We start from the raw sequence: 25,279 nt of genomic DNA, 5'->3' as shown, positions 1-25,279 counted from the left end.
ACTGGCGGAATCGAAAACAAACCTCCTTGACATAAGTTAAGGAGCGCGGGTTTTGCGCCCACGCTCCTCACTCTCATGCCTGTATGATTGCCTCGGCTCAGGGTTCGACGGTGATCATTCCGATCATGTTCTGCGTCTCCCAATGCGGTCCGCACAGGTAGTCCTGCGGCCCGGGGGTGAGAAAGGTCAGATCAACCGATTCCTCAGGAAACAACCGGTCACTTTCGGGTTCGCTGCCATCTTTCAGCAGAACCGAATGGCTGGTGCGTTTATCGACGTTCACCCAGCGCACGGTGGTGCCTGCCTTGACTGTCAGTTCAACCGGGCAGAACAGGTACTTGTACATCAGCACCACCTCGGCATCTTCGACAGCAGACGAGGGCTGGCCGAACAGTTCGACATAACGCTCTTCGGCCTCGGCGCAGGTGGCGGCGATGTCGTCATCCGCTGCCAGCGCGGGGGAGGCCAGAAGCAGCAGGGCAGGAAGAAGGTTTTGGGGTTTCATCGACCTCTCCTTGGGTTGGGAAGGGGCCGGACTGTCCGGCCCCGATCCGTTACTGTTTGACCACGTTGATGAAGGCGCTGTCATCATCCAGCGCCAGGCTGGTATCCAGCGTCACATGGTGGAACCGTGCAGCGGCAAAGTCATCGTGGATGGCAAAGCCGACCGTATAGGTCTGACCGGGTTCCAGCGGCACATCACCTGCTGCGCCCGAGTTCAGCGGCCGGGTGAAGACCACCGTCCAGGTGCCGCCCTCCAGGCTGGCCGAGGCGGCGATTTCACCGTCATTGACCACGCGCTGTTCCAGCAGATAGCCGTTGGTGGCGCTGCCGTCGGCATAGACACGCATCAGGTCCAGATAGGTGCCGTCGGCCAGATACTGCTCGATCTGTTCGGCCGCGTGCAGCTTGTCCCAGCCGCCCATCGGTTTGCCACGGCGGCCTTTGGTGTCGACCTCGGTGCGGCTTTCGCTGATGTACTTGGTCACGGTGTCCTGCGTTGTCATGCGGCTGGTGAAATCACCGTTGGCGGCAATCGCCTCGGCGCCGGGATCAAAGGGCATGTAGGTGTTGTCGGCGTGGCACGAGGCCCAGCAGCCCACCTGATCACCCATTTCGATCCCCGTTCCGGTGATCATCATCGCCACCTTGATCTGGTTATCGGGGTCCATCTTGCCGCCATCGACGAAGGGTGCCGGGTTGTGGCCCGCATCCGGCCATTGCAGTCGGATATACAGGTTCTCGTCATCATGGGCCGCTTGAACCGTCGCGTCGATCACGCCGCGCTTACCGGGGATCGGCGTTGGTTCCAACTCACCCCCTGCAACGATCTTGTTGCCGATCGTGTCCAGTTCCTTGGCGTGGCAGGTCGTGCATTGATCACCGCCTTTGGTCAGAGGACGCGCACCACCGTGGAACTTGCCGTTTTGTACCCATTCAAACGAGGCCTGACCGGGGTAGAACAGTTTCAGGTCGGTGCCTGCCACTGCAGCCCAGTCGATATTGGTCGCGACATCACCGCCGGCTGAGGGCGTTGCGGCCTCTTGCCCTGCGGCCTTGGCACGTTCCTCGGCCACGGCGGCATCCACAGCGGCTGCGATCTGCGCCTGCACGGCTTCTTGCTGCGCTGCGCGGGCGGCTTTCTCAGCCTCGGCTTCAGCCGCTTCCTTGGCTTCGATCCGCTCAAGGCTGGCCAGATATTCGGCCGGGATTTCGCGGATAAAGTCGGGGTTCGGGGCTTCGAGCTGCTCCAGATACTCTTCCTCGGCCCGGTCGCGGGCATCCGAGTGGGCAATCCCCTTGTGGCAGTCGATACAGGTCTGACCCACGGTCATCGCGTTCAGGTGCTGCTGACGTGCACGGGGTTTCTGGAACTCGGGCATCATCGATTCGAAATCGTGACAGTTGCGGCATTCCCGCGAGTCGGTGGCCTTCATCCGCTCCCATTCATTCATCGCCAGATGCACGCGCTTGGCTTCGAACTTCTCGCGGGTGTTGATGGTGCCGACCATCTTGCCATACAGCTCTTTGCTGGCCTTGATCTTGCGGATGATCTTATGCGTCCAGTCCTTCGGCACGTGGCAATCGGAACAGACGGCACCGACGCCCGACCGGTTCACGTCATGGATCGTGCCGGTGTATTCTTCGTAGACGAAATCGCGCATCTCGTGGCACGAGACGCAGAATTCCTTGGTGTTGGTCGCTTCCATGGCGGTGTTGAACCCGCCCCAGAAGATGATGCCGGCAGCAAAGGCCGCGGCGATGCCGGCCACGGGCATTCCCCACAGGAAATACCGGCGCCAGATCGGTTTTTTCTTTTCCGGTTCCGAGGTCATATCCGGTCTCCGTTGGCTTTCTTCTCTGGCCTTCGGTGTCAGGCCTGTGGATTTGGCTGATGTGTCAAACGTGGAAAGGGCGGGCGAGGGGCCCGCCCTTTCCGGTGTCAGGTGCTGAACCCGTCAGGTGACGTGGTTCGAACGGTTGTAGACGTTGAACTTACCGGTCGGTGCGAACAGGCCCTTGATGCGCGCTTTCTCTTCCAGCGTCTCCGCATCGTAGATCACGATCTCACCGTTGGGCTCTTTCGAGTCCGCCAGGTTCCAGTTGGACACCCAGACCTCGGTTCCGTCTGCGTTGAACTCGAAGTGGACGGCGGCGTGGCCTTCCTGTTCGGTCAACTGGATCGTTTTCACGATCTCACCGGTTTCCTTGTCGATGACCTGAACCGATTGCTGAATCTCGGGCTCAGGGTGTTTGGTCTGGTCCGCCCACACATATTTCGAGTTGGGGTGGGTACGGATGAACAGGCCGGGGCCGTCGGTTTCAACTTCGTAGCAGACCTTCCAGGCGTCGTCCGGACGGTTCTCGGGGTCGTTGCCCCAGACGGTCACGGTGCCCACGCCAAGGTGAGTCGTACCGGCCACAGGTCCGCAATTGGGATCGTTCCAGTTGGCGCCGGGGCCGGGGTGCGGCAGGGCGGCAACGTCGATCAGCGATTCCAGCTTGCGGGTCTTGGTATCGACAACAACCATCTTGTTCGACGCGTTTGCGGCAATCTGGAAGTAACGGCCTGTCGGGTCAAAGAACCCGTCGTGCAGGAACTTGGCAGTGTCGATCTTGTCGATGCGCAGGTTGTCGATATCGGAATAGTCGACCTGCCACATCTGGCCCAGCTCTTTCACCGCGACCAGCCAGCTTGGCTCGTTCGGGGTGGTGTAAATCGCGGCCACGCGGCTTTCTTCGACATAGTCCCCGTCGATGTTCACACCACGGGTCGAGACAACCTTGAGCGGCTCCATCGTCACCGCGTCGACGATCGCGAAGTGGGGCGGCCAGTAGCCCCCACCGATCACGTATTTGCCGTCGCCAGAAATGGCCACGTCACGCGCGTCGTAGGCGATCTTGACTTCGGACACCAACATCTTGTCCGGCGTCTGCCAGAGGTCGATCTTGGTCATCTTGCCGTCGCGGCCCATCGTGTACCAGAAACGGCCCGGGTTTTCGGGTTCTTCCAGCTTGTGGTGCTCGGACGCCTTGATCACATGCACCGCATAGCCGGTGGGAATGTGAACCAGCACCTCTTTGGTGTCACCGTCGATGATGGCAACTTTACCCACGTCACGCTCGATGACGACAAAGAAGTTTTCCCAGTTACGGCCGTGCAGCGGCTCGGTCGGATAGTCGGCTTCTTCGACATAGACCTTGCGGGTCGCCTTCATCTGATCCAGCGACATCTCAGGCGGTTTCGGCGGCTCCATCATGATGTAGGTCGCCATGTCCCGGATCTGATCTTCGGTCATGATGTCCGAGAAGTTGTTCATCCCGCCTTCGGTACCCCAGGCGATAATTTTCTCAAGGCGTTCCTGACCCAGTTGCAGGGTCCCGCCTTCGGTCACCGTGCCATCGGCTGCGGTTTTCTTCCAGTGCGGCTCCAGCCCTTTACCGGTAGCACCTTTACGCAGGACGCCGTGGCAGCCCGCGCATTGTTCAAAGTAAAGCTGCTTGGAGGATTCAAAGGCTTCATCGCTCAATGTAGGCTCTTGGGCCAGGACCGGTGCGGCCGCAGAACCCAGCAGCATCGCCAGACCAACACCCAGAGTGCGGCTGGCTTTTGTGTAGCTGATTCCAAGTGACATGATCACTCTCCGTTTGCTGGTGAGGCAGGTCCTAGGGTGGGACATCACGCGGATGTCATCCTTGACGAAAGTCAACGGAAGGCGCGCAAACTGGGCTGCGGGACCAAAAAACGGCCCCGCAAAACAAAGGTTTTTGAGATATCTTTTGCCCTTCTTGATCTTGGTTAAGTCAACCCGATCCGATCCCCGCTAGGGTTTGCGCCAACGCCATCAGGGCCGAGGAGAGCAGGCATGTCGGCAGTCATCGCACGCGTTTTGGGCGAGGGGTTTCGGGTGTTTTTCCTATCCGCCGGGCTTTATGGCCTGTTCGTGGGCGGCGTCTGGGGTATCTGGCTCATGACGCAGACCGGGGCGGTGCCCTACGCTGATCCTTCTTATGCGATGACCCCACCGATGTGGCACGCGCATGAGATGATCTTTGGCTATTCGACCGCCGCGCTGGGCGGGTTTTTCCTGACTGCCGTGCCAAACTGGACCGGAGCGCCCGAGGCGCGCGCCCGGTTCATCACCCTGGCCGCGGGCCTGTGGCTGCTGGGCCGTCTGGCGATGTGGTTCTCGGGCGTGGTGCCGCCGGTGCTGGTAGCTGTGCTTGATCTGGCCTTCGTGCCGATTCTGGCAGCGAAGATCGCGACTCAGCTGATCCGACGCCCAAAACCGCAGAATATGGTGTTCCTGCTGCTGCTCAACCTGATCTGGGTTGCCAATCTTCTGACTCATCTGGAGTGGATCGGGGTCACCGATGATACCTTGAATCTCGGCCTGCGCGCAGGGTTGCTGACCTTATGTTCGATGATCGCGATTCTGGGCGGGCGGATCACCCCCGCCTTCACCCGCAACGCAATGAAACGCGACGGCGCGCCCGAGGCGGCGTGGCCCGTCTCGGTGGCGGCGCTGGACAAGGCCGGAATGATCATTGCCCTTGTGCTCCCGCTGAGCGCGCTTGTGCTGGGCCTCGGCCCGGTAACCGGCGTGGTCGCGCTGCTGCTTGGCGCGGTGCAGATCCTGCGGATGGTGCGTTGGCGGTCGGTCTGGGCGCTGCGTCAGCCGATCCTGATCGCGCTGCATGTCGGGCTGGGGATGCTGGCGCTGGGCTTGATCCTGTGGGGCCTGTCCCTGCTGGGTATCGGTAACGAAATCGCGGCGCTGCATGTACTGGGCATCGGCTGCGTTGGCGGCATGACCCTGGCGGTCATGAGCCGCGCCGCGCTGGGTCATAGCGGGCGGGCGCTGATCGCGCCGCCGCCGATGGCGGTGGCCTATGGGCTGATGGCGCTGGCGGCGATTCTCAGATGGGTGGGGTCGGATCTGACCACTGGCTATCTGACCGTGATGCTACTGGTGGATGGGCTGTGGATCGGGGCCTTTGCGCTCTATCTGATCGCCATGTGGTCGGCCCTGACCGGTCCACGCACAGCCTGAATATTCATATATTCCGTGGTCTTAACCATTCCCTCACGCAGTCTTGACTTTCGTTAAGGAAGCCCCGCGGCCCAACCGCCATTGTCACCATACGAACTAATCTGCGCAAAGGAGAGCGCAATGCGAGAAGTCATGACAAAGAGCATGGCTCGCAACATATTCTATGGCGGGTCCCTGTTCTTCATCCTCATCTTTCTGGCCCTGTCGGCCCATTCGCACTATTACATCGTGAATTCCGAGAACTCGGCAAAGCTCGATGAAAGTGTGGTTCGGGGCAAGCATGTCTGGGAAAAACACGCCTGCATCAACTGTCACTCGATCCTCGGCGAAGGGGCCTACTTTGCCCCCGAGGTTGGCAATGTGATGACCCGCTGGGGTGTCCTGGACGACCCGGAATCGGCCTTTGACTCGCTCAAGGGCTGGATGGAAGCACAACCGACCGGCATTCCCGGTCGTCGGCAGATGCCCAATTTCAACCTCAGCGACGACGAGCTGCGCGATCTGACCAACTTCCTGATCTGGACGGACAATATCGACGCGCAGGGCTGGCCGCCCAACGAGGCGGGCTGAGAAAGGGACAAGGACAATGAAATACGAATCCCAAAAAATCGCCTACGCCTACTTTGCCGTAGCCATGGGCCTGTTCGCGATACAGGTGATCGGCGGCCTGCTGGCCGGTCTGATCTATGTCTTCCCGAACTTTCTGAGCGAGCTTCTGCCGTTCAACATCGTGCGGATGCTGCACACCAACTCTCTGATCGTCTGGCTGATCCTTGGGTTCTTCGGGGCGGCCTACTTTCTGATCCCGGAAGAAGCAGAACGCGAGATCCACTCGCCCAAGCTGGCCTATCTGCAGCTGATCATTCTTGTGGTCGGCACTTTGGGCGTGGTTGTGACCTATGTCTTCAACCTGTTTGAAGGCAACTGGCTGCTGGGCAAAGAGGGGCGCGAGTTCCTTGAACAGCCCAAATGGGTCAAGGCGGGCATCGTCGTGGCCGCGCTGATCTTCCTTTACAACGTGTCGATGACCGTGCTGAAGGGCAAGAAGACCGCCATCACCAACATCCTGTTGTTGGGTCTGTGGGGTCTGGCGCTGCTGTTCCTGTTTGCCTTCTACAACCCCGGCAACCTGTCCTTGGACAAGCAATACTGGTGGTACGTCGTCCACCTGTGGGTTGAAGGTGTGTGGGAGCTGATCATGGCCTCGATCCTGGCCTATCTGATGCTCAAGCTGACCGGTGTGGACCGCGAGATCGTCGAGAAATGGCTCTATGTCATCGTCGCCGCGGCACTGTTCTCGGGCATCCTTGGCACCGGTCACCATTACTACTGGATCGGCACCCCCGGCTATTGGCAGTGGATCGGGTCGATCTTCTCAAGCCTCGAAGTGATCCCGTTCTTTGCGATGATGGCCTTTGCCTTCGTCATGGTCTGGAAGGGCCGCCGGGACCATCCCAACAAGGCCGCACTGCTGTGGTCGCTGGGTTGTGCCACATTGGCCTTCTTCGGTGCCGGTGTCTGGGGCTTCCTGCATACGCTGCACGGGGTGAACTACTATACCCACGGCACGCAGATCACTGCAGCCCACGGTCACCTGGCCTTCTACGGTGCCTATGTCTGCCTCAATCTGGCGATCTTCAGCTATGCAATGCCGATCCTCAAGAACCGCGATCCCTATAATCAGGTTCTGAACATGGGCTCGTTCTGGCTGATGACCAGCGGCATGGTCTTCATGACCTTCGTGCTGACCTTCGCCGGTACCGTTCAGACGCACATGCAGCGTGTTGTAGGCGACTACTTCATGGATGTGCAGGATCAGGTCGCCATCTTCTACTGGATGCGCCTTGGCTCTGGCATCGTCGTGGTCCTTGGTGCGCTGCTGTTCATCTACTCGATCTGGGTTCCCCGGAAAGAGATCATTGAACCCGGCGCAGCCGAAACCCCTGCGGAGTGATGACTATGGACGGCTCCATGAAACTGACTGAGGGGGCGGCTGACGCCCCCTTCTACCTCGCCCAGGGCGATGAATGCGATGTCTTCTGCGCCGCTTACACCAACGACCTGCCGGTTCTGCTGAAAGGCCCGACAGGCTGCGGCAAAACCCGCTTTGTGGCCCACATGGCCGCCAAGCTTGGCCGCCCGCTCTATACCGTGGCCTGCCACGATGACCTTGCCGCTGCTGACCTGATCGGGCGCTATCTGCTGAAAGGTGGCGAAACCGTCTGGGTCGATGGCCCCCTGACCCGCGCGGTGCGCGAAGGCGCGATCTGCTACCTTGATGAGGTGGTCGAAGCCCGCAAGGACGTGACTGTCGTGCTGCACCCGCTGACCGACGACCGGCGCATCCTGCCGATCGACCGCACCGGCGAGGAGCTTGAGGCCGCGCCCGGCTTCATGCTGGTTGCCTCGTATAACCCCGGATACCAGAATATCCTGAAAACCCTGAAACCCTCGACCCGTCAGCGGTTTATCTCGCTGGAGTTCGACTTCCCTTCGCCTGAGATGGAGGCCGAGATTGTCGCGCAGGAAAGCGGCCTGCCGCTGGAACGTTGCAAGCCGCTGATTCGGCTGGCGAACAAGCTGCGCGGGCTCAAGGGTCAGGACCTTGAGGAAGGCGTCTCCACCCGTCTGGTCGTCTATGCCGCGACGCTGATCGCGCAGGGCATGTCCACCGACCGCGCCATCCTCGCCGCTATGGTTGAACCTCTGACGGATGATGAGGACATCAAACGCGGGCTCCTCGATCTTGTCACGGCTGTCTTTGGGTGAGGCCGGCCGATGGTCAGGATCGATTTTGAGCCATGGGAACCCGAAGAAACGATCGGGAAACTGTGGCACACCCTTGCCAGCCGCCTCGATGCACCTTTGGTGCATGATGGAGCCGCGGTCGACCTCTCAGAGGTCGCGGGGCGGCTGGCCGTCCTCTTCCGAGGACTTGGGGGTAGCCCGGGCGTTGAATTGCGCCCGGTCTCACCCGAGATTTCACGCCACCGCCTGAGTTGGCGTCGCAAACTGGCAACCGAGGCCGAGTTGATGCCGCGCGCGTCCTTCGACGGCGAAGTTCTGCGCCTGCCCGACCGGCTTGCCGTATTCCCTGCGCGCGAGGCCAATGGCGCGCTTTATGTCTGGCTGGCCGCCGCTGCCGCCCATGCCGGAACACGAATTGACGAAGATGATCCGCTGCGCGCCGATCTGCGCGCGTTGATGGCAGCGCAGGACATGGTCGCAGCGACGCTGGACGACGCCCCCGGCTTGCGTCCGCTTTATGTCGAGCTTTGCAAAGGTGTCCTGCACCACCGCGACATTCCCGGCCTGCCGCCGGTTGAGGCTGCGGTTGAGGAACTGGTTCGCCATATGCTGGGCGACTCCGCGCCGCTGTCTGAGAAAGCTGAACAGCTACTGGCGCTGGACGATGACCTGACCGCCCCGCGTGGCTATCAGCCGATGCGCCCGGTGCCCCTGTGGCCCGAACTGCGCGCCGTTGGCTTTTCCGAACATAACGAAGTCGAGAACCCTGACACCGAAGGTGAGCCCGAAGAATCGGGTGAGAAAACCCACCGCGCCCGCCGCCGTAAATCGGATCAGGCGAACCGCAGCGACAGTTTCATCCTGCATAAGTTCGAAGCGATCCTCAGCTGGGCCGAGTTCCTGAATATCAACCGTCGCATCGACGACGACGACCCCGACAACGCCAAGAAAGCTGCTGACGATCAGGAGGAAATCGGGCTGGGGCAGATCTCCAAGGCCCCGCCGACGAAGCTGAAGCTGCACTTGGACCTCGCGCCCGAGGACGTGAACCGCGAACGCCTGTCTGGCCGCATCCTCTATCCCGAATGGGATGTGCGCACCGGGCAGTACCTGCCGGACCATGTGAACGTATTGCTGTCCGATGCCGACATCCGTGAGGATGCGGCTGAATTCGGCAAAGACCCCGCCACCGCCCGCCGCATCCGCGCCGTCAAACGCCAGTTCGAGGCGTTGCGCCCCGGTCGCGTGATGACACGAGGCCATCTGGACGGTGATCAGCTGGATATCGAAGCCGCCGTGCGCGCCGAAACCGACCGCCATGCCAGCGGCGAAGGCAATGAACGCATCTGGATGCAGTCCCGTCCCGAGGCGCGCGATCTGGCGGTCTCGATCCTGCTGGACGTCAGCCGCTCCACCGAAAGCGCCGTCACGGGCCGCGCCGTGATCGATATCGAACGCGAGGCGCTGGCCGCTTTGGCGTGGGGCCTGAATGCCTGCGGAGACGATTTCGCCATCCACGCCTTCAGCTCGCTGAAACGCCAGCGCGTCTACGTGCAACGCTGCAAGCGGTTCGATGAGCCGATGGGCACCAAAGTTGAACAACGCATCGCGTCGCTGCGCCCGGGCCACTACACCAGGCTGGGCGCTGCGATCCGCCATTGCTCGGCCGATCTGGCGGACCAATCCCGCAAACGTCGTCTGCTTCTGGTCATCACCGACGGCAAACCCAACGATCTGGACCATTACGAAGGCCGTCACGGCATAGAAGACACCTGCATGGCCATCCGCGAAGCGCGCCGCGCCGGGCGATCGGTCTTTGGCGTCACCATCAACAAAACCGGCAAAAGCTGGTTCCCCCGTATGTTCGGTCAAGGCGGGTTCGCCGTCATCCCAGACCCGCACCGCCTGACCATGGCGCTGCCGCAGATATACCGCCAACTGGTCGGCGCATGAGCAGCACTTCCCTCATCGACGAGCTTCCGGGCGAGTTGCTGATGTGGGTGCTGATCATCTCGGAACTTCTGGTCTTCGGCGCGGGGCTGATCGCCTTCATGGCAGTGCGCCTGACCGATCCGGTGGGCTTTGCCGAGGCGCAATCGCATCTCTATCGCACTGGCGCGGCGCTCAATACCGCCGTCCTGATTACGTCCGGCTACCTTGCCGCGCAGGCTCTGCAATGGCGGCAAGCCGCGCGCCGCGCCGCCGCCCGAATGGCGCTGATCGCGGCGGCTGCGCTGGGCGTTTTGTTCCTGATCATAAAAGGCGCGGAATATGCAGGCAAAGCCGCGCAAGGCATCACCTACGAAACCCACCCGTTTTTCCTGTTCTACTACCTGCTCACCGGCTTTCACGCCGCGCATGTACTGGCCGGCATCGCCATCCTGCTGCTGGTCGCATGGCGCGACGATCCCCGGAACATCGAGGCCGGCGCGCAGTTCTGGCACATGGTCGATCTGGTCTGGATCATGCTGTTCCCCGTGATCTACCTGCTGGGATAAGCGCGATGCCCGCCGCTTCATCTTTTCAAAAATACTCCCGCCGGAGGCTCCCGACCCCTCTCACACGCGCATGGCTTAAGTTAATAGCGCTCAGCGTCACATCAGCGATCCTGACAACGGCGCCAATCCCGTCGAACATCCTTGGCGCAGGTATCCTGATCCTCGCACTGGCCAAATCCCGCGTCATCCTTGCGCAATATCTCGACCTTGCGAAATGCCCCGCCTGGTTGCGCGGCTTTACGGTTGTTCTGACAGCCTTCGCCCTGCTGATCTTCGCGCTTTACCTGATCTGAACAAAGAAAGACGCCACCCCTGAAAGAGGCGGCGTTTTTCCAAGCGAGGGGGCGCTTTTGGTTATTGGGCCGCCATCGGCATCCGAGCGATCTGACAACGTTGCCACAAGGCCGACAACGCGCCGACCAGATGGTCGATATCCTTATCCGTATGCACGGGCGAGGGCGTGATCCGCAGGCGCTCGGTGCCTTTTGGAACCGTGGGATAGTTGATCGGCTGGATGTAGATGCCGAACTCTTCCAGCAGCGTGTCCGAGATGAACTTGCATTTCACCGGATCGCCCACCATCACCGGGATGATATGGCTGGGGTTGGGCAGATGCGGGATACCTTCTGCATCCAATCGGGCGCGCACCTGAGCGACGCGGGCTTTTTGCAGATCACGCTCGGTATTCGACTGCTTGAGGTGCCGGATCGAGGCCGCGGCACCTGCGGCAATCGAGGGCGGCAGGGCGGTGGTAAAGATAAAGCCGCTGGCAAAGCTGCGCACGAAGTCGCAGAGCGCGGCGGATGCAGCGATATAGCCTCCGACCACACCAAAGGCCTTACCCAGAGTACCTTCGATCACTGTCAGCCGATCCATCAAACCTTCGCGCTCGGCAATGCCGCCGCCGCGCGGGCCGTAAAGGCCCACGGCGTGGACCTCATCCAGATAAGTCATCGCACCGTATTTGTCGGCCAGATCGCAAATCTCTTTGATCGGGGCGATGTCGCCATCCATCGAATAAACCGACTCGAACGCGATCATCTTCGGCGCACCGGGTTCGGCGGCGGCCAGTTTCGCCTCAAGGTCTTCCAGATCATTGTGCTTCCAGATCACCTTCTGCGCGCGCGAATGACGGATGCCTTCGATCATCGACGCATGATTCAACGCGTCCGAAAATACGATCAGCCCAGGGATTTTCGCGGCCAGAGTACCGAGGGCCGCCCAATTCGAAACATATCCGGAAGTAAAGAGAAGCGCGGCTTCTTTTCCGTGCAGATCGGCCAGTTCAGCCTCTAGCAGCACGTGGTCGTGAGTGGTGCCCGATATGTTTCGCGTGCCCCCGGCCCCTGCGCCGCAGCGGTCCAATGCGTCATGCATTGCGCCGATCACAGATGGGTGCTGACCCATGCCAAGATAGTCGTTGGAACACCAGATACGCACGTCCCGCTGTACCGTACCATCGGTCTGACGCGCGTTCGGGAACGATCCGCAACGGCGTTGCAAGTCGATGAAAACGCGGTAATTTCCTTCTTCCCGCAGATCTTCAAGGCTCTGACTAAAAAAACGCTCGTAGTCCATCTTGCGTGCTCCCCGGATTACTGGCTTGACCTGAGAATAAGGCAGCGCAGAACGGCGGAACATGACAATTGTCAAGTTCAAGCGGTATTATAAGGGTGGTGTACTTGGTCGGGGTTTGGCATAGCCTGATGCAGGGATGGACAGTCCGTGCGTTCGGCGCGGACAGGAAGGAACGGGGGCGTCTTCATGTCTCATGAGGCACAAAAGTCAATCGCGCGTCAGTCGCTGCTGCTGCGCAGCCTGCCGGATCAGCATGTCGAAACGCTGCTCAGCCATGCGATCTGGCGTCAGTATGATCGCGGCGAAACGATCTTTCTGCAGGAAGAAACCGCACAGGCGATTCATGTTGTGCTGGATGGCTGGGTCAAGCTGTTTCGCATGACACCCACAGGGGCCGAAGCGGTGGTCAGCGTCTTCACCCGAGGCGACAGTTTCGGCGAGGCCGTTGCGCTGCGCAACGTACCCTACCCTGTTTCGGCCGAGGCGGTTTCCGCCTGTCAGGTCATGCACATCCCCAGCCCGATCCTGACATCCCTGATGAAAGAGGACCCCGAGATCGGCATATCGATCCTGGCCGCGACCTTCACCCATCTGCATTCACTGGTCGCCCAGCTGGAACAGCTCAAGGCGCAAACCGGCGCGCAAAGGGTGGCTGAATTTCTGCTGGGTCTGTGCAGTCTCGAGGAAGGCGGCTGCGATGTGGAACTGCCGTACGACAAGATGCTGATCGCCGGTCGTCTGGGCATGAAACCCGAAAGCCTGAGCCGCGCGTTTTCGCGGCTCAAAGCCGTGGGTGTCAAAATCAACCGCAACCATGCGGAGATCTCGGACATCACCCTGCTGCGTGACTATGCCGAAAGCGACCCCTCCGAGAATTGGGGACGCTAGCCCGGCAAGCGGAACCTGCCGGGCTGGATAAGACTCAGGCAGTTGCACCTTTGATGCGAAGACCCGTGCCAAGGCTGCCCGCGCACACGCCGACAACGATGGCGATCAAAAGTTCCATCGTTTCGACATTCGCGAATTGCCAACCGGCAAAAACCAGCGTCTCAAGCACGCCGACAATACCGCCCATCGCGGCACCAAGCCACAATTTCCGGGTCATCATCCCCAGGGCCAGACCGAGAATGCCGGGCAGGCTCAGGATATTGCCACCGATGGTTCCAAGTATCTCAAGCATCTTGTGTGCCCCTTAGTTCTTGCTGTCGCTCAGGAAGGTCCGGATATCATCCCCGGACGCAGCGGCGTGTTTCTGCAGGGCGTCACCGTTCGACGCACTCAAGCCTTCGGTCACTTTCTCATAAGTATCCAGATAATCAGGCGGCAGGCTGTGCGCGATCCCCTGGTGGCAATCGATACAGGTCATACCGGTGTCGATTGCACGCTGGTGTTCGGATGCGGCACGGGTTTCCTGAATGGTGAAGTCCATATAGTCAAAGTTGTGACAGTTACGGCACTCACGGCTGTCGGATTCCTTCATCTTTTTCCACACGGCCGAGGCCATGCTCAGGCGGTGATCCTCGTATTTCTCGGGGGTGCTGATGGTGCCTGCCAGTTCATGATAGACGTCTTTGACGGCCATGATCTTGGCTTTGATCTTGTGGTTCCATTCATTGGGCACATGGCAATCCGAACAGATCGCCCGCACGCCCGAATGGTTGTTATAGTGGATCGTTTCGCGATATTCGCCCAGATTGGTTTCCATCGTGTGACACGAAACGCAGAACTCTTCGGTATTGGTCAGTTCCAATGTCCAGTGGAACCCACCCCAGAACAGGATACCACCAAGAAAACCCGCAACCAGCAGAAAACCGGTGCTGAACAGCGCCGCCGGGGTCCAGAACCCGTTCCAGATGCGGCTGATCCAGCCGCGTTTTTCGGGGGAGTCGGCCATATCGGTGCTCCTTTCAGACTTACGTTGGATCAGTTGGAGGGCTGGAAGACGTTGTCGACCAGAGGCGGCGCGTCAACCTGCGGCACGTGGCACTGGTTGCAGAAATACCGGGTGCCGGCAATCTGATCCAATTCGTTACCATCGCGGTCCAGGTAATGCGTCATCGACAGAGTGGGCGCGTTGCGTTCACCGGCCTTGGTCCAGTCATGGCAGGACAGGCATTGATTGGTGCGCACATCGATCTGATACTGGTCGATCTTGTGCGGGATCAGCGGCGGCTGCTGGCGATAGTTTCGCTGAACACGGCCTTCGACATTGCGGTGTATCTGATCCAGCGCGACGGGTTCATCAACTTCCGCACCACGCAAAGTGTTGACATCGGCGGATTGTGCGAGCGCAAGCCCGCACACGAGCAAAGTAGGTATCAGGGCGGTAAGGCCTGTCACGATCGACTTGTTCATCTTGGCACTCCCTTAGATGTGTCTGGCGGCGCGCGCCTCGGGCGCGGCGATGGGATCGGGTGGCGCGACGAGATCCTCGTCGAACCGGTGAGTAAACTTGAAGACGTCAACGGCGCAGATATCGATACAGCGACCGCAGTTTGTGCAGTCCGGCGAAAGGATCAGCGGGGTGCTGTCCACCTTGCCTTTCAACGCCGGAGAGATGACGTGGTTTTCGGGGCAGACTGCATAGCAGTCCATGCAATCGTCACAGGCCGAGCGGTTGGTTGCGCTGACCCGCAGCATCGCTTTATGGCCGACCAGCCCGTAGAAGGCACCAACCGGGCAGACATGGCCGCACCAGCCGTGGCGAGAAACCAACAGGTCGAACAGAAAGATCGCGATGACCATGGCCCAGACGAAGCCCATGCCAAAGATCAGGCCGCGATGCAGCATCGTGATCGGATTGACCAGCTCCCAGGCGATCACGCCGGTCAGGCCGGATACGATCAGAACGGTGACCATGATCCACAGGCGCGTGCCGCGTTTGGGTTGCCACCCTTTCTGCAGGCCCAGCTTGCGGTGCAGCCAGTGCGCACCGTCCGTCACCGGGTTTATCGGGCAGACCCAGGAACAATAGACACGCCCGCCAATCAGGGCATAAGCGACCAATACGATGGCCGCGCCGATGGCCGCGGTCAATTCAGGCCAGTGCCCTGCGATAAGGCTCTGCAGGAACACAAACGGGTCGGTCAGGGGCAACACGCCAAGGGTCAGAGACCCCGCCAGCGTGCCTTGCACGATCCAGATCCCGAACCACGGCCCCACAAGGAACAGGGCCAGAAAAAACAGCTGGCTGGCGCGGCGCAGCAGCAGGTATTTGTGGGCCCCAACCCAGCCTTTGACCTGAACGGCTTCTTGTCCCAGCGGCAGATGTGTGCGGGCGGTCATTGCGTCACCCCCGGCAATTTAAAACTGGGCTCAAATCCGCCCGGCGCGGCCAGATTGTCGGTACCCGGTCCCGGCAGGCGGTCGGGCAGGTCGATGATGCCTTCGACGACCGGTGCGCCCTTGGCCTCTTTTTCTTCCCAGCCTTTGCGGTAGTGATCCGCGCTGGACCCGCGCGCCAGCCGGGCGGGCAGAACCTTGATCGCGGCCTCGGGCAGAACGCAGCTTTTCTCGCACATGCCGCAGCCGGTGCAGTGATCGGCATGGACAGTCGGTATGAAGATCGCGTGATGGCCGGAACGGGCGTTGTGTTCGGTTTCCAGCGTGATCGCCTCGTCGATGACGGGGCAAACGCGGTAGCAGACATCGCAGCGCAGGCCGAGGAAGTTCAGGCAGTTTTCCTGATCCACCAGAACGGCTACGCCCATTTTAGCGTCGTCGATATTGTCCAGCCCCGGGTCCAATGCGCCGGTCGGGCAAGCGGCGACGCAGGGAATATCGTCGCACATCTCACACGGCACATCGCGGGCGGTGAAATAGGGCGTGCCGGTGGCGACCGCATCCACACCCAATTCGGCCAGTTTCAGAGTGTCATAGGGGCAATCACGTGCACATAGACCACAGCGGATACAGGCCGACAGAAAGTCTTGTTCCGGCAAGGCACCGGGGGGTCGCAATGCTTCGGCTGGCAACGCCCGTGCGTCCTGCGCCAGCCAGGCCAACAGGGACCCGGCTGCCACGCAGCCGCCCGCTGCGCGCGCCGAGTCCTGCAGGAACCGGCGCCGCTGCGGCGAGAGGGGAGAGCCAACACCAGACATGGGTCTTACCTTTGCCTTGCCAGCCTTTTACGCGCGCTCGACCTTACAGGCGCATTTCTTGAAGTCGGTCTCTTTCGACAGCGGGCAGGTCGCGTCCAGCGTCAGCTTGTTGGTCAGTTGATGCTCGTCAAAGAAGGGCATGAAGACCAACCCGCGCGGAGCCTTGTTGCGTCCGCGGGTTTCAACCCGGCTGGTTACCTCGCCACGGCGGGTCGAGATCACGATCTCTTGCCCGCGTCGCAGACCACGATCACGCGCGTCGTCGGGGTGCATGTAGACCACAGCCGACGGATAAGCGCGGTGCAGTTCCGGCACGCGGCGGGTCATCGACCCGGTGTGCCAGTGTTCCAGCACGCGCCCTGTGCACAGCCACAGATCGTATTCCGCATCCGGTTCTTCGGCTGCCGGCTCGTAAGGTGCAAAGATGATGTTCGCCTTGCCGTCCTTCTTGCCATAGAACTTCACCCCCGCCCCTTCGGGCACATAGGGGTCATAGCCTTCGCGGAAACGGTACAGCGTTTCCTTGCCGTCCACGACCGGCCAGCGCAGACCGCGGGCCTGATGGTAGACCTCGAACGGGGCCAGATCGTGCGCGTGGCCGCGCCCGAACTCGGCATATTCCTCGAACAGACCCTTCTGTATGTAATAGCCAAAGTGTTCGGATTCGTCGTTGTCGAATCCTTCGGCGGTCTCCGACAGCGGGTATTTGTCGACCACGCCGTTGGCGAACAATACGTCATACATGGTCTTGCCGCGATGCTCGGGCATGGTGGCCAGCAACTCTTCACCCCAGACTTCTTCGACGGTGAAGCGTTTCGAGAACTCCATGACCTGCCAGACGTCCGACTTGGCTTCACCCGGCGCCTTGACCTGCTGGCGCCAGAACTGGGTGCGGCGCTCGGCGTTGCCATAGGCGCCTTCCTTCTCGACCCACATGGCCGTGGGCAGGATCAGGTCCGCCGACAGCGCGGTCACGGTCGGATACGGATCCGAAACGGTGATGAAGTTCTCGGGGTTGCGGTAACCGGGATAACCTTCCTCGTTGATGTTCGGTGCGGCTTGCATGTTGTTGGTGCATTGCACCCAATACGCGTTCAAATCACCGTCTTTCAGCTTGCGGTGATGCAAAACGGCATGGAAGCCGGGTTTTGGCGGGATGGTCCCTGCCGGGACGTTCCATGCGGTCTCGCAAATCTCGCGGTGCTTGTCGTTCATCACCACCATGTCGGCGGGCAGACGGTGGGCAAAGGTGCCAACCTCGCGCGCCGTACCACAGGCCGAGGGCTGACCGGTCAGCGAAAACGGCGAGTTGCCGGGTTCCGAGATCTTACCGACCAGCAGGTGCACGTTATACATCAGCGAGTTCACCCAGGAACCGCGTGTGTGCTGGTTGAAGCCCATGGTCCACAGGCTCATGACCTTGCGGTTGGGATCGGCATATTGCTGGGCCAGACGCTCCAGCTTGTCAGCCGGAACACCGGACAGTTCCGCTGTATATTCCAGCGTGTATTTCGAAACCGCCTCGGCATATTCCTCGAAACTGATGGGTTCCATCTTGCCGACATTGGGGTTCTCGGCCTCTTGCTGCAGCGGGTGATTGTCGCGCAGGCCATAGCCAATATCGGTGGCGGTTTTGGTGATATTGACGTGGTTCTTGACGAACTCTTCGTTCACCGCGCCATTCTGGATGATGTAATTGGCGATATAGTTCAGGATCGCCAGATCGGTCTGCGGCGTGAAGACCATGCCGTTATCGGCCAGTTCGAACGAGCGGTGTTCATAGGTGGACAGCACGTGCACCTCGCAGCCCGGTTTGGTCAGGCGCGTATCGGTCAGGCGCGACCACAGGATCGGGTGCATTTCCGCCATGTTCGAGCCCCAGAGCACAAAGGTATCCGCGTGTTCCAGATCGTCATAGCAGCCCATCGGCTCATCAATGCCGAAGGTGCGGATAAAGCCCACCACAGCCGAGGCCATGCAGTGCCGCGCGTTGGGATCGATGTTGTTAGACCGGAACCCCGCCTTCATCATCTTGGCGGCGGCGTAGCCTTCCCAGACGGTCCACTGGCCCGAGCCGAACATACCGATGCTGGTCGGGCCTTTCTTGGCCAGCGCTTCTTTCCACTTGGCGGCCATGACGTCAAAGGCTTCATCCCAGCTGACCGGTTCGAATTCGCCGTTCTTGTCATATTCGCCGTTGGTCTTGCGCAGCATCGGCATGGTCAGGCGGTCCTTGCCGTACATGATCTTGGACAGGAAATAGCCCTTGATGCAGTTCAGGCCCCGGTTGACCGGTGCGTCCGGGTCGCCCTGAGTGGCGACCACACGGCCTTCCTTGGTGCCGATCAGAACCGAACACCCGGTGCCGCAGAACCGGCACGCGGCCTTATCCCAGCGAATGTCGGGGTTTCCGACCTGTGCGCTGGCCTGCCCGGTTGCAAGCGGCAAACCGGCGGCCGAGGCAGTCGCGGCGGCGGCGGTTGATTTCAAAAAGGTCCGACGGGATTCAGAGATGGTCATGACATGGGTCTCCGGCTTTATGTCTGGCGGGAAGCATCAAGATGCGGACGAGTTTCCGCGAGGTCTTCGAAATGGTGATAGGTGAGCGACAGCGAGATCACGCCCGGGATCTGGTGCAAATCCATGATCGTCTCGGACGCCAGTTTTTCCGGCGTATCCTCGACCACGACAACAAGGCGGCCATCCTCGGCCGCCGCGTGAACTTCGGCCCCGTTCACCCGCGCAATTGTATCCTGCGCGCTTTGGGTGGTCTCTGGGGTGACATGTACGAGGCATCCACAGATGTTCATAAGGCAACCTCCGGTGCGGGTGGGGTGTGGCGTTCAAAGCTGACGGATCCGGCAGGGCAGGCGCTGGCGCAAGCACCGCATCCGGTGCAGCTGTCGGTGTCGAGCGTCGGTTCAGCCCGACCTCCCTTCTTCAGCTTAAAACGGATCGCGCCATGGTCGCAGACGTCCTGACACATCCGGCAACTTACGCCGTTCATGGACAGGCACGACGTCGATACTTTCGCCCGCCACGGCCAATCGGCCACATGTTCGGGGTCCAGCGCTCCGGTGGGACAGGCGGTGGCGCAATCGCCACAAAAGGTACAGGTTCCGGCATTCAGTTGAACAACTGGCCACCCGTGCGAATCGAATGTGATGATTTCTTCCGGACAGGCTTCGACGCATTCGTCGCATTGCGTGCACAGATCAAGGAATTCGACCTCATCTGCACCGGGCGGACGGATAGATGTCCGATCATTACGCAGCACCTTTCCCTTCAGAAAGGCGCGGCGGCTGGCTAACTTATTCATTCGCTCGCGACCTTTACGACAAGAGCAGGGGTTGGGCCTGCTCTGTCAGCCTTGTAGCGAGTCGCAAGTGACCGGAAATTGACTTAAGTCATTTCGAGAAATGTTTATTTTTTAGGCACTTTAAAAAACATGACAGAAAAATACATGAATTCAAATGCATGAGTGTGAGTCGTTCTTGAGTCGCGAGCCCCGACCCTTAGGCGCGTTTCTCACTGATCGAAGATACACCCAGAACCGACAGCACCTTGGCTTCGATCTGTTCAGCGTTCATACTGGCCACCGCATACATGTCCGCAGGATTAGCCTGGTCAATGAAGATATCCGGCAGAACCATGGACCGATACTTGAGCCCCTGATCAAACACGCCCTCATCCGCCAACAGCTGCGCGACATGGCTGCCGAAACCGCCCACGGCCCCTTCTTCTATGGTGATCAGGGCCTCATGCTGTGCGGCCAGATCCAGAATAAGTTCCTTGTCTAATGGCTTGGCAAACCGGGCATCCGCTATGGTGGGCGTAATACCCTTGGCAGACAAAGCTTCGGAGGCTTTCTGAACTTCGGCCAGCCGTGTTCCGAATGACAGCAGGGCAACCCGCGCGCCTGTCTGGATGATCCGCCCCTTGCCGATCTCAAGCACGTCGCCCCGTTCCGGCAAGTCAACGCCGACGCCCTCGCCCCGCGGATAGCGGAAGGCGATTGGGCCATCGTTGTGGGCCACAGCAGTGGCAACCATATGCATCAGTTCAGCCTCATCCGCAGCGGCCATGACAACCATGCCGGGCAGGTTGGCCAGATAGGCGATGTCAAAAGAACCAGCATGAGTCGCCCCATCTGCGCCGACCAATCCCGCGCGGTCGATGGCAAACCGCACCGGCAGGCGCTGGATCGCCACATCATGCACCACCTGATCGTAGCCACGTTGCAGGAAGGTCGAATACATCGCGCAGAACGGCTTCATCCCGCCTGCGGCCAGCGCCGCTGAGAAGGTCACCCCATGCTGTTCCGCGATCGCCACGTCGAAACAGCGCGACGGGTAGCGCTCGGCAAACAGGTTCAACCCGGTGCCATCTGGCATCGCGGCAGTCACCGCGACGATCTTGTCATCGCGCGCGGCTTCTTCGACCAGTGTTCTACCGAAGACCGAGGTATAGGATGGCGCATTGGAGGGCGCTTTCTTCTGCTCGCCCGTCACCACATCGAACTTGGCGGTCGCATGACCCTTGTCGCGGGCCTGCTCGGCGGGGGCATAGCCCTTGCCCTTCTTGGTCAGCACATGGATCAGGATCGGCCCCGTCGCCCGCGCCTTGACGGTGCGCAGAACCGGCAGCAACTGGTCCATATCATGCCCGTCAATGGGGCCGAGATAGGAAAAACCCAACTCTTCGAACAGCGTCCCGCCCACGGCCATGCCTTTCAGCATCTCCTTGGCGCGCTTGGCGCCTTCGCGGAAGGGCTCTGGCAGCAGCGAAACCGCGCCTTTGGCGGCAGCTTTCAGGTCGTGAAACGGTTCCTCGGCATAGATGCGCGACAGGTAGTTGGACAGGGCCCCCACAGGCGGCGCAATGCTCATCTCGTTGTCATTCAGGATGACGATCAGGCGCTTCTTCAGGTGGCCTGCGTTGTTCATCGCCTCAAAGGCCATGCCTGCGGACATCGAGCCATCGCCAATGACGGCAATCGCATCGCCCAGCCCCTCGGGCGTCACACCACCCAGATCCCGCGCCACGGCAAACCCCAGCGCGGCACTGATCGAGGTGCTGGAATGAGCCGCGCCAAACGGGTCATACGGGCTTTCGCTGCGTTTGGTGAAACCGCTCAGCCCGTCCTTCATGCGCAGGGTGCGAATGCGGTCGCGGCGTTCCGTCAGGATTTTATGCGGATAACACTGGTGGCCCACATCCCAGATGATCTTGTCGCGCGGCGTATCGAACACCGCATGCAGCGCCGTGGTCAGTTCCACTACACCCAGCCCCGCCCCAAGGTGCCCGCCAGTGACGGACACGGCCGAGATCGTTTCAGCCCGCAATTCCTGCGCTACCTGATGCAACTGCGCGTCCGAAAACTGCTTGAGGTCCGCAGGGCGGTTCACAAGGTCCAGCAGAGGCGTATTCGGGCGGTCAGACATTTGGCAATCCTGGCTTAGCTGTCCCGGGCAATAACGAAGCGGGCAGCCTGCTTCAAGGTTTCTGCCTTCGGCCCGTACCCATCAAGCGCTGCGCAAGCCTGTTCGACCAGTTCGGCTGCGCGGGACTTGGCGGCATCCAGACCTAGCAGCGAGACAAAGGTTGCCTTGCCCGCATCGGCATCTTTCTGCAGTCGCTTTCCGGCCTTTTCGGCATCCCCCTCGACATCAAGAATGTCATCGGCGATCTGAAAAGCAAGGCCAAGCGCTTGGGCATATTGGCGCAAGGGGGTCGGGTCGGCCTGCGCCAGACGCGCCCCAGCGCACGCTGACCATTCAATAAGGGCTCCGGTCTTTCCCGCCTGTAAGCGCGTAATCTGATCCAATGTCAGCGGGTCTGACGTCTCCGCCGCGATGTCAAGGGCTTGACCCAATACCATCCCCTGCGCACCGCTTGCTTTCGCCAGTGTTAGGGTCAAATCGGCGCGGATTTCGGCATGACCAACTTCGGGTTGGGCGCATAGCTCAAAGGCCAATGTCTGCAGCGCATCCCCGGCCAGAACGGCCGTCCCGTCATCCCATTTCACATGAACCGTGGGGCGACCGCGCCGCAGGTCATCATCATCCATGCAAGGCAGATCGTCATGAACCAGCGAATAGGCGTGCAGCGCTTCTATGGCGGTGGCAGGCCAGATCGCTCGGGTTTCATCGACCCCATGCAACCGCGCACTCTCGAGCACCAGAAACCCGCGCAGACGTTTGCCGCCCTCGGTGGCGTAGGCCATGGCCCGGGTCACGTCCAGATCGTCCAGCCCCCCCAGAACCAGATCGAAATGGCCCTGAATCCGCGCCGCGTCCTGCGCCAGCCTTTCACGAAACATTTACTGACCTTCGACAGGCGTCGTCCCGGTGGGCTGACCATCCGCGTTCAGCGTGATCGCGGCCACCTTTTCCTCGGCGCGCTTCAACTCATCCTCACAGCGTTTCTTCAACGCCGCCCCGCGCTCATACAAAGCGATCGACTGATCCAACGCCACATCCCCGCGTTCCAGCTGGCCGACCACGGCCTCAAGCTCTTTCATCGCTTGCTCAAAGGTCATCTGTTCGACTGGAGTATCGGTCATCGTGCTGCCTTTATCAGTTCTTCCACATGGGCGCGTGTCGCCTCAGCCAGTGCGTTCAGATCATACCCGCCTTCCAGAGTCGAGACGATACGGCCACCGCAAACCTCATCGGCAATCTTGCACAGCTCGGCGGTGATCCAGGCGAAATCGCCGGTGGACCAGTTGAGATTGGCCAGCGGATCATCCTGATGCGCGTCAAACCCGGCAGAGATGATGATCAGTTCCGGCTTGAACGCGCGCAAACGCGGAAAAGCTTGCGTTTCATAGGCCGCACGCATTTCCGAACCGCCTGTGCCGGGGGCCAGAGGCATGTTCACCACCGTTTCAAACGCGCCCGTCTCATCCGCGCGGCCTGTGCCGGGCCACAGCGGCATCTGCTGGCTAGTGATCACCAGCGCCCGCCGCTCGTCCCACAACAGGTCCTGCGTGCCATTGCCGTGATGCACATCGAAATCCACCACCGCCACGCGGTTCAGCCCGTGATGGTCCAGCGCATGTTTGGCCGCCAACGCCGCGTTGCCGAACAGGCAAAACCCCATCGCCGTCTCGGATTCTGCATGATGCCCCGGCGGACGAATGGCGCAGAACGCATTCCCGACCTCGCCGCCCAAAACCAGATCGACCGCCCGCACCGCCGCCCCTGCCGCGCGATAGGCCGCATCGACCGAACCCGGCGACAAAAACGTATCCCCATCGATCTGAGCAAACCCCTCAACAGGCCTGCCACGCCGAATCTCGTCGATATGGCTCTGCGGATGCACCCGCAACAGATCATCATCCGCCGCCATCGGAGCCGTGCGTCGATCCAACTCCAAAGGCTCTAACGCGTGCAAAACATGCTCCAACCGCGCCACCCGCTCGGGGTGCCCGTCCGGTGTCACATGCCCCAGACAATCGGCATGAGTCAAAAGCGCAGTCGTCATCAGGATCCCATCTTCATCTGGCTAAAAATATCCTCGCCGAAGGCAAAAAACCGCCGCGCAGCGGCTAAATCAATCCGGCGCCAGCATATACCCGGCGCCGCGCACGGTCTGCAGATAGCGCGGCTGTTTCGGGTCCTGCTCGATCTTGCGCCGCAGCCGCGTGATCTGCACATCCACGGCCCGTTCCTGCGCCTGGCCCTTGTCGCGGCCCAGATCTTCAACCAGTTTGGCCCGGCTGATCGGCTCGCCCGGCTGCGCCGAAAAAATCTTCATCAGCTGGCTTTCGGTGGCGGTCAGGCGCACTGGGTCCTCGCCCTGCCACATCTCTCCGCGTTCGATATCGTACCGGATCGGGCCGAGGTTCAATATCTTCGCAACCGTATCTTGCGCAGGCGTCTCCGGCATACGCCGCAGAATGGCGTTGATCCGCAGCAAAAGCTCTTTCGGTTCAAACGGTTTGGCCAGATAGTCATCCGCTCCGGCTTCAAGCCCTGCGATGCGATGCTCGGTCTCGCCACGTGCGGTCAAAAGCAGGATCGGGGTCGCATTTGTTTCCCGCAACGCCTTGGTCAGGCTCACGCCATCCTCACCCGGCATCATGACATCCAGCACAATCATGTCGAAATCCAACCCCGACAAGACGCGCCTGGCATGAGACGAATCGCGCGCTGATGTGACAAGAAACCCGTTGCGCATCAGGAATTTCTTGAGCAAATCCCGAATACGCTCGTCATCATCCACGATCAGAAGGTGGGCATCCATATCACTCATGAGGTGGTATCCCGCAATTTCTTGTAGGCATGACGCATATCAGCATCCATCATTGCTTCAAGTACTTTACGAAATCCCGAAACCGCCTCGGGACCCGCATCCTTATACGCCGCGCGCATCCGAACGCGCTGCGCTTCGGACAATGTGGCCTCTAGCGCACGACCCTCTTCTGTCAGAAATAGATGTCTTTCCCGTTTGTCCACTGTCCCCACACGACTTTGAACCAAACCGTCCTCGATCAAGGTTCGCAACACCCGGTTCAGGGACTGTTTGGTCACACCCAATATGGCCAACAGGTTGTTCACAGTGGTTCCCGGTGCCCGATTGATAAAGTGGATCGCCCGGTGATGCGCTCGCCCATAGGCCATGTCCGACAGTATGCGGTCCGGATCGGCGGTAAATCCGCGATAGGCAAAAAACATTGCCTCGATGCCCTGCCGCAGCTGTTCATCTGTCAGAAACAACAGACTTTCTCCGCCAAAAACCTGGGCGGGGCGGATATCCGACATATCGTGCCTCATTCGTTACTCATTTCCGAGTT

Annotated in this window: 26 protein-coding genes; 8 read left to right on the top strand and 18 right to left on the bottom strand. The window is 60.4% G+C overall.

The genetic code is table 11. The features are described 5' to 3' along the window. Positions 1-97: 97 nt before the first annotated feature. The 3 genes from ACR0K4_RS15880 to ACR0K4_RS15870 form a co-directional block, all read right to left on the bottom strand. Positions 98-505 carry a plastocyanin/azurin family copper-binding protein gene (locus tag ACR0K4_RS15880; protein WP_170714011.1) on the bottom strand — a complete coding sequence of 136 codons (408 nt, stop codon included), beginning with the start codon at positions 503-505 and terminating at the stop codon, positions 98-100. A gap of 49 nt (positions 506-554) precedes the next feature. After that, the gene (locus ACR0K4_RS15875) at positions 555-2,336 is read right to left on the bottom strand and encodes a NapC/NirT family cytochrome c (protein ID WP_480519997.1); all 1,782 of its coding nucleotides are present in this window, start codon (positions 2,334-2,336) and stop codon (positions 555-557) included. 123 nt (positions 2,337-2,459) lie between these two features. Beyond that, the gene (locus tag ACR0K4_RS15870) at positions 2,460-4,136 is read right to left on the bottom strand and encodes a cytochrome D1 domain-containing protein (RefSeq protein WP_480519996.1); all 1,677 of its coding nucleotides are present in this window, start codon (positions 4,134-4,136) and stop codon (positions 2,460-2,462) included. Positions 4,137-4,367: 231 nt separating this feature from the next. On the opposite strand from ACR0K4_RS15870, the gene ACR0K4_RS15865 reads away from it, so the two are divergent. The 7 genes from ACR0K4_RS15865 to ACR0K4_RS15835 all read left to right on the top strand — a co-directional run bounded on the left by ACR0K4_RS15865 (position 4,368) and on the right by ACR0K4_RS15835 (position 11,094). Continuing rightward, entirely contained in the window at positions 4,368-5,555 is a 1,188-nt protein-coding gene (locus ACR0K4_RS15865; RefSeq protein WP_480854739.1) for an NnrS family protein, read from the top strand. 120 nt (positions 5,556-5,675) lie between these two features. Further along, positions 5,676-6,125: a c-type cytochrome gene (locus ACR0K4_RS15860; protein WP_480854738.1), complete on the top strand. Its 450-nt coding sequence runs from the start codon at positions 5,676-5,678 to the stop codon at positions 6,123-6,125. A 16-nt stretch (positions 6,126-6,141) separates the two neighbouring features. Then, on the top strand, positions 6,142-7,509 hold the full coding sequence (locus ACR0K4_RS15855; protein ID WP_480854737.1) for a cbb3-type cytochrome c oxidase subunit I: 1,368 nt from the start codon (positions 6,142-6,144) through the stop codon (positions 7,507-7,509). A gap of 5 nt (positions 7,510-7,514) precedes the next feature. Next, positions 7,515-8,324, top strand: a complete 810-nt coding sequence (locus ACR0K4_RS15850; protein ID WP_480854736.1) for an AAA family ATPase — start codon at positions 7,515-7,517, stop codon at positions 8,322-8,324. Positions 8,325-8,333: 9 nt separating this feature from the next. Further along, positions 8,334-10,256, top strand: coding sequence for a nitric oxide reductase activation protein NorD (locus ACR0K4_RS15845; RefSeq protein ID WP_480854735.1), 1,923 nt, complete (start codon positions 8,334-8,336; stop codon positions 10,254-10,256). Next, complete coding sequence (locus ACR0K4_RS15840) at positions 10,253-10,801, top strand: cytochrome c oxidase subunit 3 (RefSeq protein WP_480854734.1); 549 nt, start codon at positions 10,253-10,255, stop codon at positions 10,799-10,801. Before ACR0K4_RS15845 ends, ACR0K4_RS15840 begins: the two co-directional genes overlap by 4 nt. A gap of 5 nt (positions 10,802-10,806) precedes the next feature. Next, entirely contained in the window at positions 10,807-11,094 is a 288-nt protein-coding gene (locus tag ACR0K4_RS15835; protein WP_480519983.1) for a cytochrome C oxidase subunit IV family protein, read from the top strand. Between the two features lie 61 nt (positions 11,095-11,155). On the opposite strand, the gene hemA is transcribed toward ACR0K4_RS15835, so the two are convergent. Beyond that, positions 11,156-12,379: a 5-aminolevulinate synthase gene (hemA, locus tag ACR0K4_RS15830; RefSeq protein WP_480854790.1), complete on the bottom strand. Its 1,224-nt coding sequence runs from the start codon at positions 12,377-12,379 to the stop codon at positions 11,156-11,158. 186 nt (positions 12,380-12,565) lie between these two features. Between hemA and ACR0K4_RS15825 the strand changes: the two genes are divergently transcribed. After that, positions 12,566-13,267, top strand: coding sequence for a Crp/Fnr family transcriptional regulator (locus ACR0K4_RS15825; protein WP_480519981.1), 702 nt, complete (start codon positions 12,566-12,568; stop codon positions 13,265-13,267). 34 nt (positions 13,268-13,301) lie between these two features. On the opposite strand, the gene ACR0K4_RS15820 is transcribed toward ACR0K4_RS15825, so the two are convergent. The 14 genes from ACR0K4_RS15820 to ACR0K4_RS15755 form a co-directional block, all read right to left on the bottom strand. After that, a complete protein-coding gene (locus ACR0K4_RS15820; protein WP_480519979.1) occupies positions 13,302-13,559 on the bottom strand; it encodes a hypothetical protein in 258 nt (85 codons plus the stop codon). A 12-nt stretch (positions 13,560-13,571) separates the two neighbouring features. Beyond that, positions 13,572-14,273, bottom strand: coding sequence for a NapC/NirT family cytochrome c (locus ACR0K4_RS15815; protein WP_480519977.1), 702 nt, complete (start codon positions 14,271-14,273; stop codon positions 13,572-13,574). Between the two features lie 29 nt (positions 14,274-14,302). Continuing rightward, positions 14,303-14,734: a nitrate reductase cytochrome c-type subunit gene (locus ACR0K4_RS15810; protein WP_480519975.1), complete on the bottom strand. Its 432-nt coding sequence runs from the start codon at positions 14,732-14,734 to the stop codon at positions 14,303-14,305. Between the two features lie 12 nt (positions 14,735-14,746). Beyond that, complete coding sequence (gene napH, locus ACR0K4_RS15805; RefSeq protein ID WP_480854733.1) at positions 14,747-15,664, bottom strand: quinol dehydrogenase ferredoxin subunit NapH; 918 nt, start codon at positions 15,662-15,664, stop codon at positions 14,747-14,749. After that, positions 15,661-16,479 (bottom strand): ferredoxin-type protein NapG, encoded by an 819-nt coding sequence (gene napG, locus ACR0K4_RS15800; RefSeq protein WP_480854732.1) that lies wholly within the window; start codon positions 16,477-16,479, stop codon positions 15,661-15,663. Before napG ends, napH begins: the two co-directional genes overlap by 4 nt. Positions 16,480-16,506: 27 nt before the next feature. Then, positions 16,507-18,999, bottom strand: coding sequence for a nitrate reductase catalytic subunit NapA (napA, locus tag ACR0K4_RS15795; protein WP_480854731.1), 2,493 nt, complete (start codon positions 18,997-18,999; stop codon positions 16,507-16,509). Positions 19,000-19,016: 17 nt separating this feature from the next. Beyond that, complete coding sequence (locus ACR0K4_RS15790; RefSeq protein ID WP_480519969.1) at positions 19,017-19,289, bottom strand: chaperone NapD; 273 nt, start codon at positions 19,287-19,289, stop codon at positions 19,017-19,019. After that, positions 19,286-19,798, bottom strand: a complete 513-nt coding sequence (napF, locus tag ACR0K4_RS15785) for a ferredoxin-type protein NapF (protein ID WP_480854730.1) — start codon at positions 19,796-19,798, stop codon at positions 19,286-19,288. Before napF ends, ACR0K4_RS15790 begins: the two co-directional genes overlap by 4 nt. Positions 19,799-19,994: 196 nt before the next feature. Continuing rightward, a complete protein-coding gene (dxs, locus tag ACR0K4_RS15780; protein WP_480854729.1) occupies positions 19,995-21,923 on the bottom strand; it encodes a 1-deoxy-D-xylulose-5-phosphate synthase in 1,929 nt (642 codons plus the stop codon). Positions 21,924-21,937: 14 nt separating this feature from the next. After that, on the bottom strand, positions 21,938-22,801 hold the full coding sequence (locus tag ACR0K4_RS15775; RefSeq protein WP_480519963.1) for a polyprenyl synthetase family protein: 864 nt from the start codon (positions 22,799-22,801) through the stop codon (positions 21,938-21,940). Continuing rightward, positions 22,802-23,044 carry an exodeoxyribonuclease VII small subunit gene (locus tag ACR0K4_RS15770; protein ID WP_480519961.1) on the bottom strand — a complete coding sequence of 81 codons (243 nt, stop codon included), beginning with the start codon at positions 23,042-23,044 and terminating at the stop codon, positions 22,802-22,804. It lies immediately after the preceding gene. Further along, on the bottom strand, positions 23,041-23,967 hold the full coding sequence (locus tag ACR0K4_RS15765) for a histone deacetylase family protein (protein ID WP_480854728.1): 927 nt from the start codon (positions 23,965-23,967) through the stop codon (positions 23,041-23,043). Before ACR0K4_RS15765 ends, ACR0K4_RS15770 begins: the two co-directional genes overlap by 4 nt. Positions 23,968-24,036: 69 nt before the next feature. Beyond that, positions 24,037-24,738: a response regulator gene (locus tag ACR0K4_RS15760; RefSeq protein ID WP_480854727.1), complete on the bottom strand. Its 702-nt coding sequence runs from the start codon at positions 24,736-24,738 to the stop codon at positions 24,037-24,039. Beyond that, positions 24,735-25,247: a MarR family winged helix-turn-helix transcriptional regulator gene (locus ACR0K4_RS15755; protein WP_480519955.1), complete on the bottom strand. Its 513-nt coding sequence runs from the start codon at positions 25,245-25,247 to the stop codon at positions 24,735-24,737. Before ACR0K4_RS15755 ends, ACR0K4_RS15760 begins: the two co-directional genes overlap by 4 nt. Between the last annotated feature and the right edge of the window lie 32 nt (positions 25,248-25,279).

Source organism: Ruegeria sp. K11, from assembly GCF_056531905.1.
The sequence above is the reverse complement of the archived record's forward strand: the minus strand, read 5'-3'. Positions and strand labels throughout refer to the sequence as shown.

Coding starts and splice junctions, on each gene's coding strand:
- ACR0K4_RS15765 (WP_480854728.1), bottom strand. CDS start 23,967: ATGACGACTGCGCTTTTGACTCATGCCGATTGTCTGGGGCATGTGACA.
- ACR0K4_RS15860 (WP_480854738.1), top strand. CDS start 5,676: ATGCGAGAAGTCATGACAAAGAGCATGGCTCGCAACATATTCTATGGC.
- ACR0K4_RS15835 (WP_480519983.1), top strand. CDS start 10,807: ATGCCCGCCGCTTCATCTTTTCAAAAATACTCCCGCCGGAGGCTCCCG.
- ACR0K4_RS15755 (WP_480519955.1), bottom strand. CDS start 25,247: ATGTCGGATATCCGCCCCGCCCAGGTTTTTGGCGGAGAAAGTCTGTTG.
- ACR0K4_RS15770 (WP_480519961.1), bottom strand. CDS start 23,044: ATGACCGATACTCCAGTCGAACAGATGACCTTTGAGCAAGCGATGAAA.
- ACR0K4_RS15870 (WP_480519996.1), bottom strand. CDS start 4,136: ATGTCACTTGGAATCAGCTACACAAAAGCCAGCCGCACTCTGGGTGTT.
- ACR0K4_RS15810 (WP_480519975.1), bottom strand. CDS start 14,734: ATGAACAAGTCGATCGTGACAGGCCTTACCGCCCTGATACCTACTTTG.
- ACR0K4_RS15820 (WP_480519979.1), bottom strand. CDS start 13,559: ATGCTTGAGATACTTGGAACCATCGGTGGCAATATCCTGAGCCTGCCC.
- ACR0K4_RS15865 (WP_480854739.1), top strand. CDS start 4,368: ATGTCGGCAGTCATCGCACGCGTTTTGGGCGAGGGGTTTCGGGTGTTT.
- ACR0K4_RS15775 (WP_480519963.1), bottom strand. CDS start 22,801: ATGTTTCGTGAAAGGCTGGCGCAGGACGCGGCGCGGATTCAGGGCCAT.
- ACR0K4_RS15790 (WP_480519969.1), bottom strand. CDS start 19,289: ATGAACATCTGTGGATGCCTCGTACATGTCACCCCAGAGACCACCCAA.
- napF (WP_480854730.1), bottom strand. CDS start 19,798: ATGAATAAGTTAGCCAGCCGCCGCGCCTTTCTGAAGGGAAAGGTGCTG.
- ACR0K4_RS15825 (WP_480519981.1), top strand. CDS start 12,566: ATGTCTCATGAGGCACAAAAGTCAATCGCGCGTCAGTCGCTGCTGCTG.
- ACR0K4_RS15845 (WP_480854735.1), top strand. CDS start 8,334: ATGGTCAGGATCGATTTTGAGCCATGGGAACCCGAAGAAACGATCGGG.
- napH (WP_480854733.1), bottom strand. CDS start 15,664: ATGACCGCCCGCACACATCTGCCGCTGGGACAAGAAGCCGTTCAGGTC.
- ACR0K4_RS15855 (WP_480854737.1), top strand. CDS start 6,142: ATGAAATACGAATCCCAAAAAATCGCCTACGCCTACTTTGCCGTAGCC.
- ACR0K4_RS15875 (WP_480519997.1), bottom strand. CDS start 2,336: ATGACCTCGGAACCGGAAAAGAAAAAACCGATCTGGCGCCGGTATTTC.
- ACR0K4_RS15850 (WP_480854736.1), top strand. CDS start 7,515: ATGGACGGCTCCATGAAACTGACTGAGGGGGCGGCTGACGCCCCCTTC.
- ACR0K4_RS15815 (WP_480519977.1), bottom strand. CDS start 14,273: ATGGCCGACTCCCCCGAAAAACGCGGCTGGATCAGCCGCATCTGGAAC.
- ACR0K4_RS15880 (WP_170714011.1), bottom strand. CDS start 505: ATGAAACCCCAAAACCTTCTTCCTGCCCTGCTGCTTCTGGCCTCCCCC.
- ACR0K4_RS15840 (WP_480854734.1), top strand. CDS start 10,253: ATGAGCAGCACTTCCCTCATCGACGAGCTTCCGGGCGAGTTGCTGATG.
- napG (WP_480854732.1), bottom strand. CDS start 16,479: ATGTCTGGTGTTGGCTCTCCCCTCTCGCCGCAGCGGCGCCGGTTCCTG.
- hemA (WP_480854790.1), bottom strand. CDS start 12,379: ATGGACTACGAGCGTTTTTTTAGTCAGAGCCTTGAAGATCTGCGGGAA.
- dxs (WP_480854729.1), bottom strand. CDS start 21,923: ATGTCTGACCGCCCGAATACGCCTCTGCTGGACCTTGTGAACCGCCCT.
- ACR0K4_RS15760 (WP_480854727.1), bottom strand. CDS start 24,738: ATGAGTGATATGGATGCCCACCTTCTGATCGTGGATGATGACGAGCGT.
- napA (WP_480854731.1), bottom strand. CDS start 18,999: ATGACCATCTCTGAATCCCGTCGGACCTTTTTGAAATCAACCGCCGCC.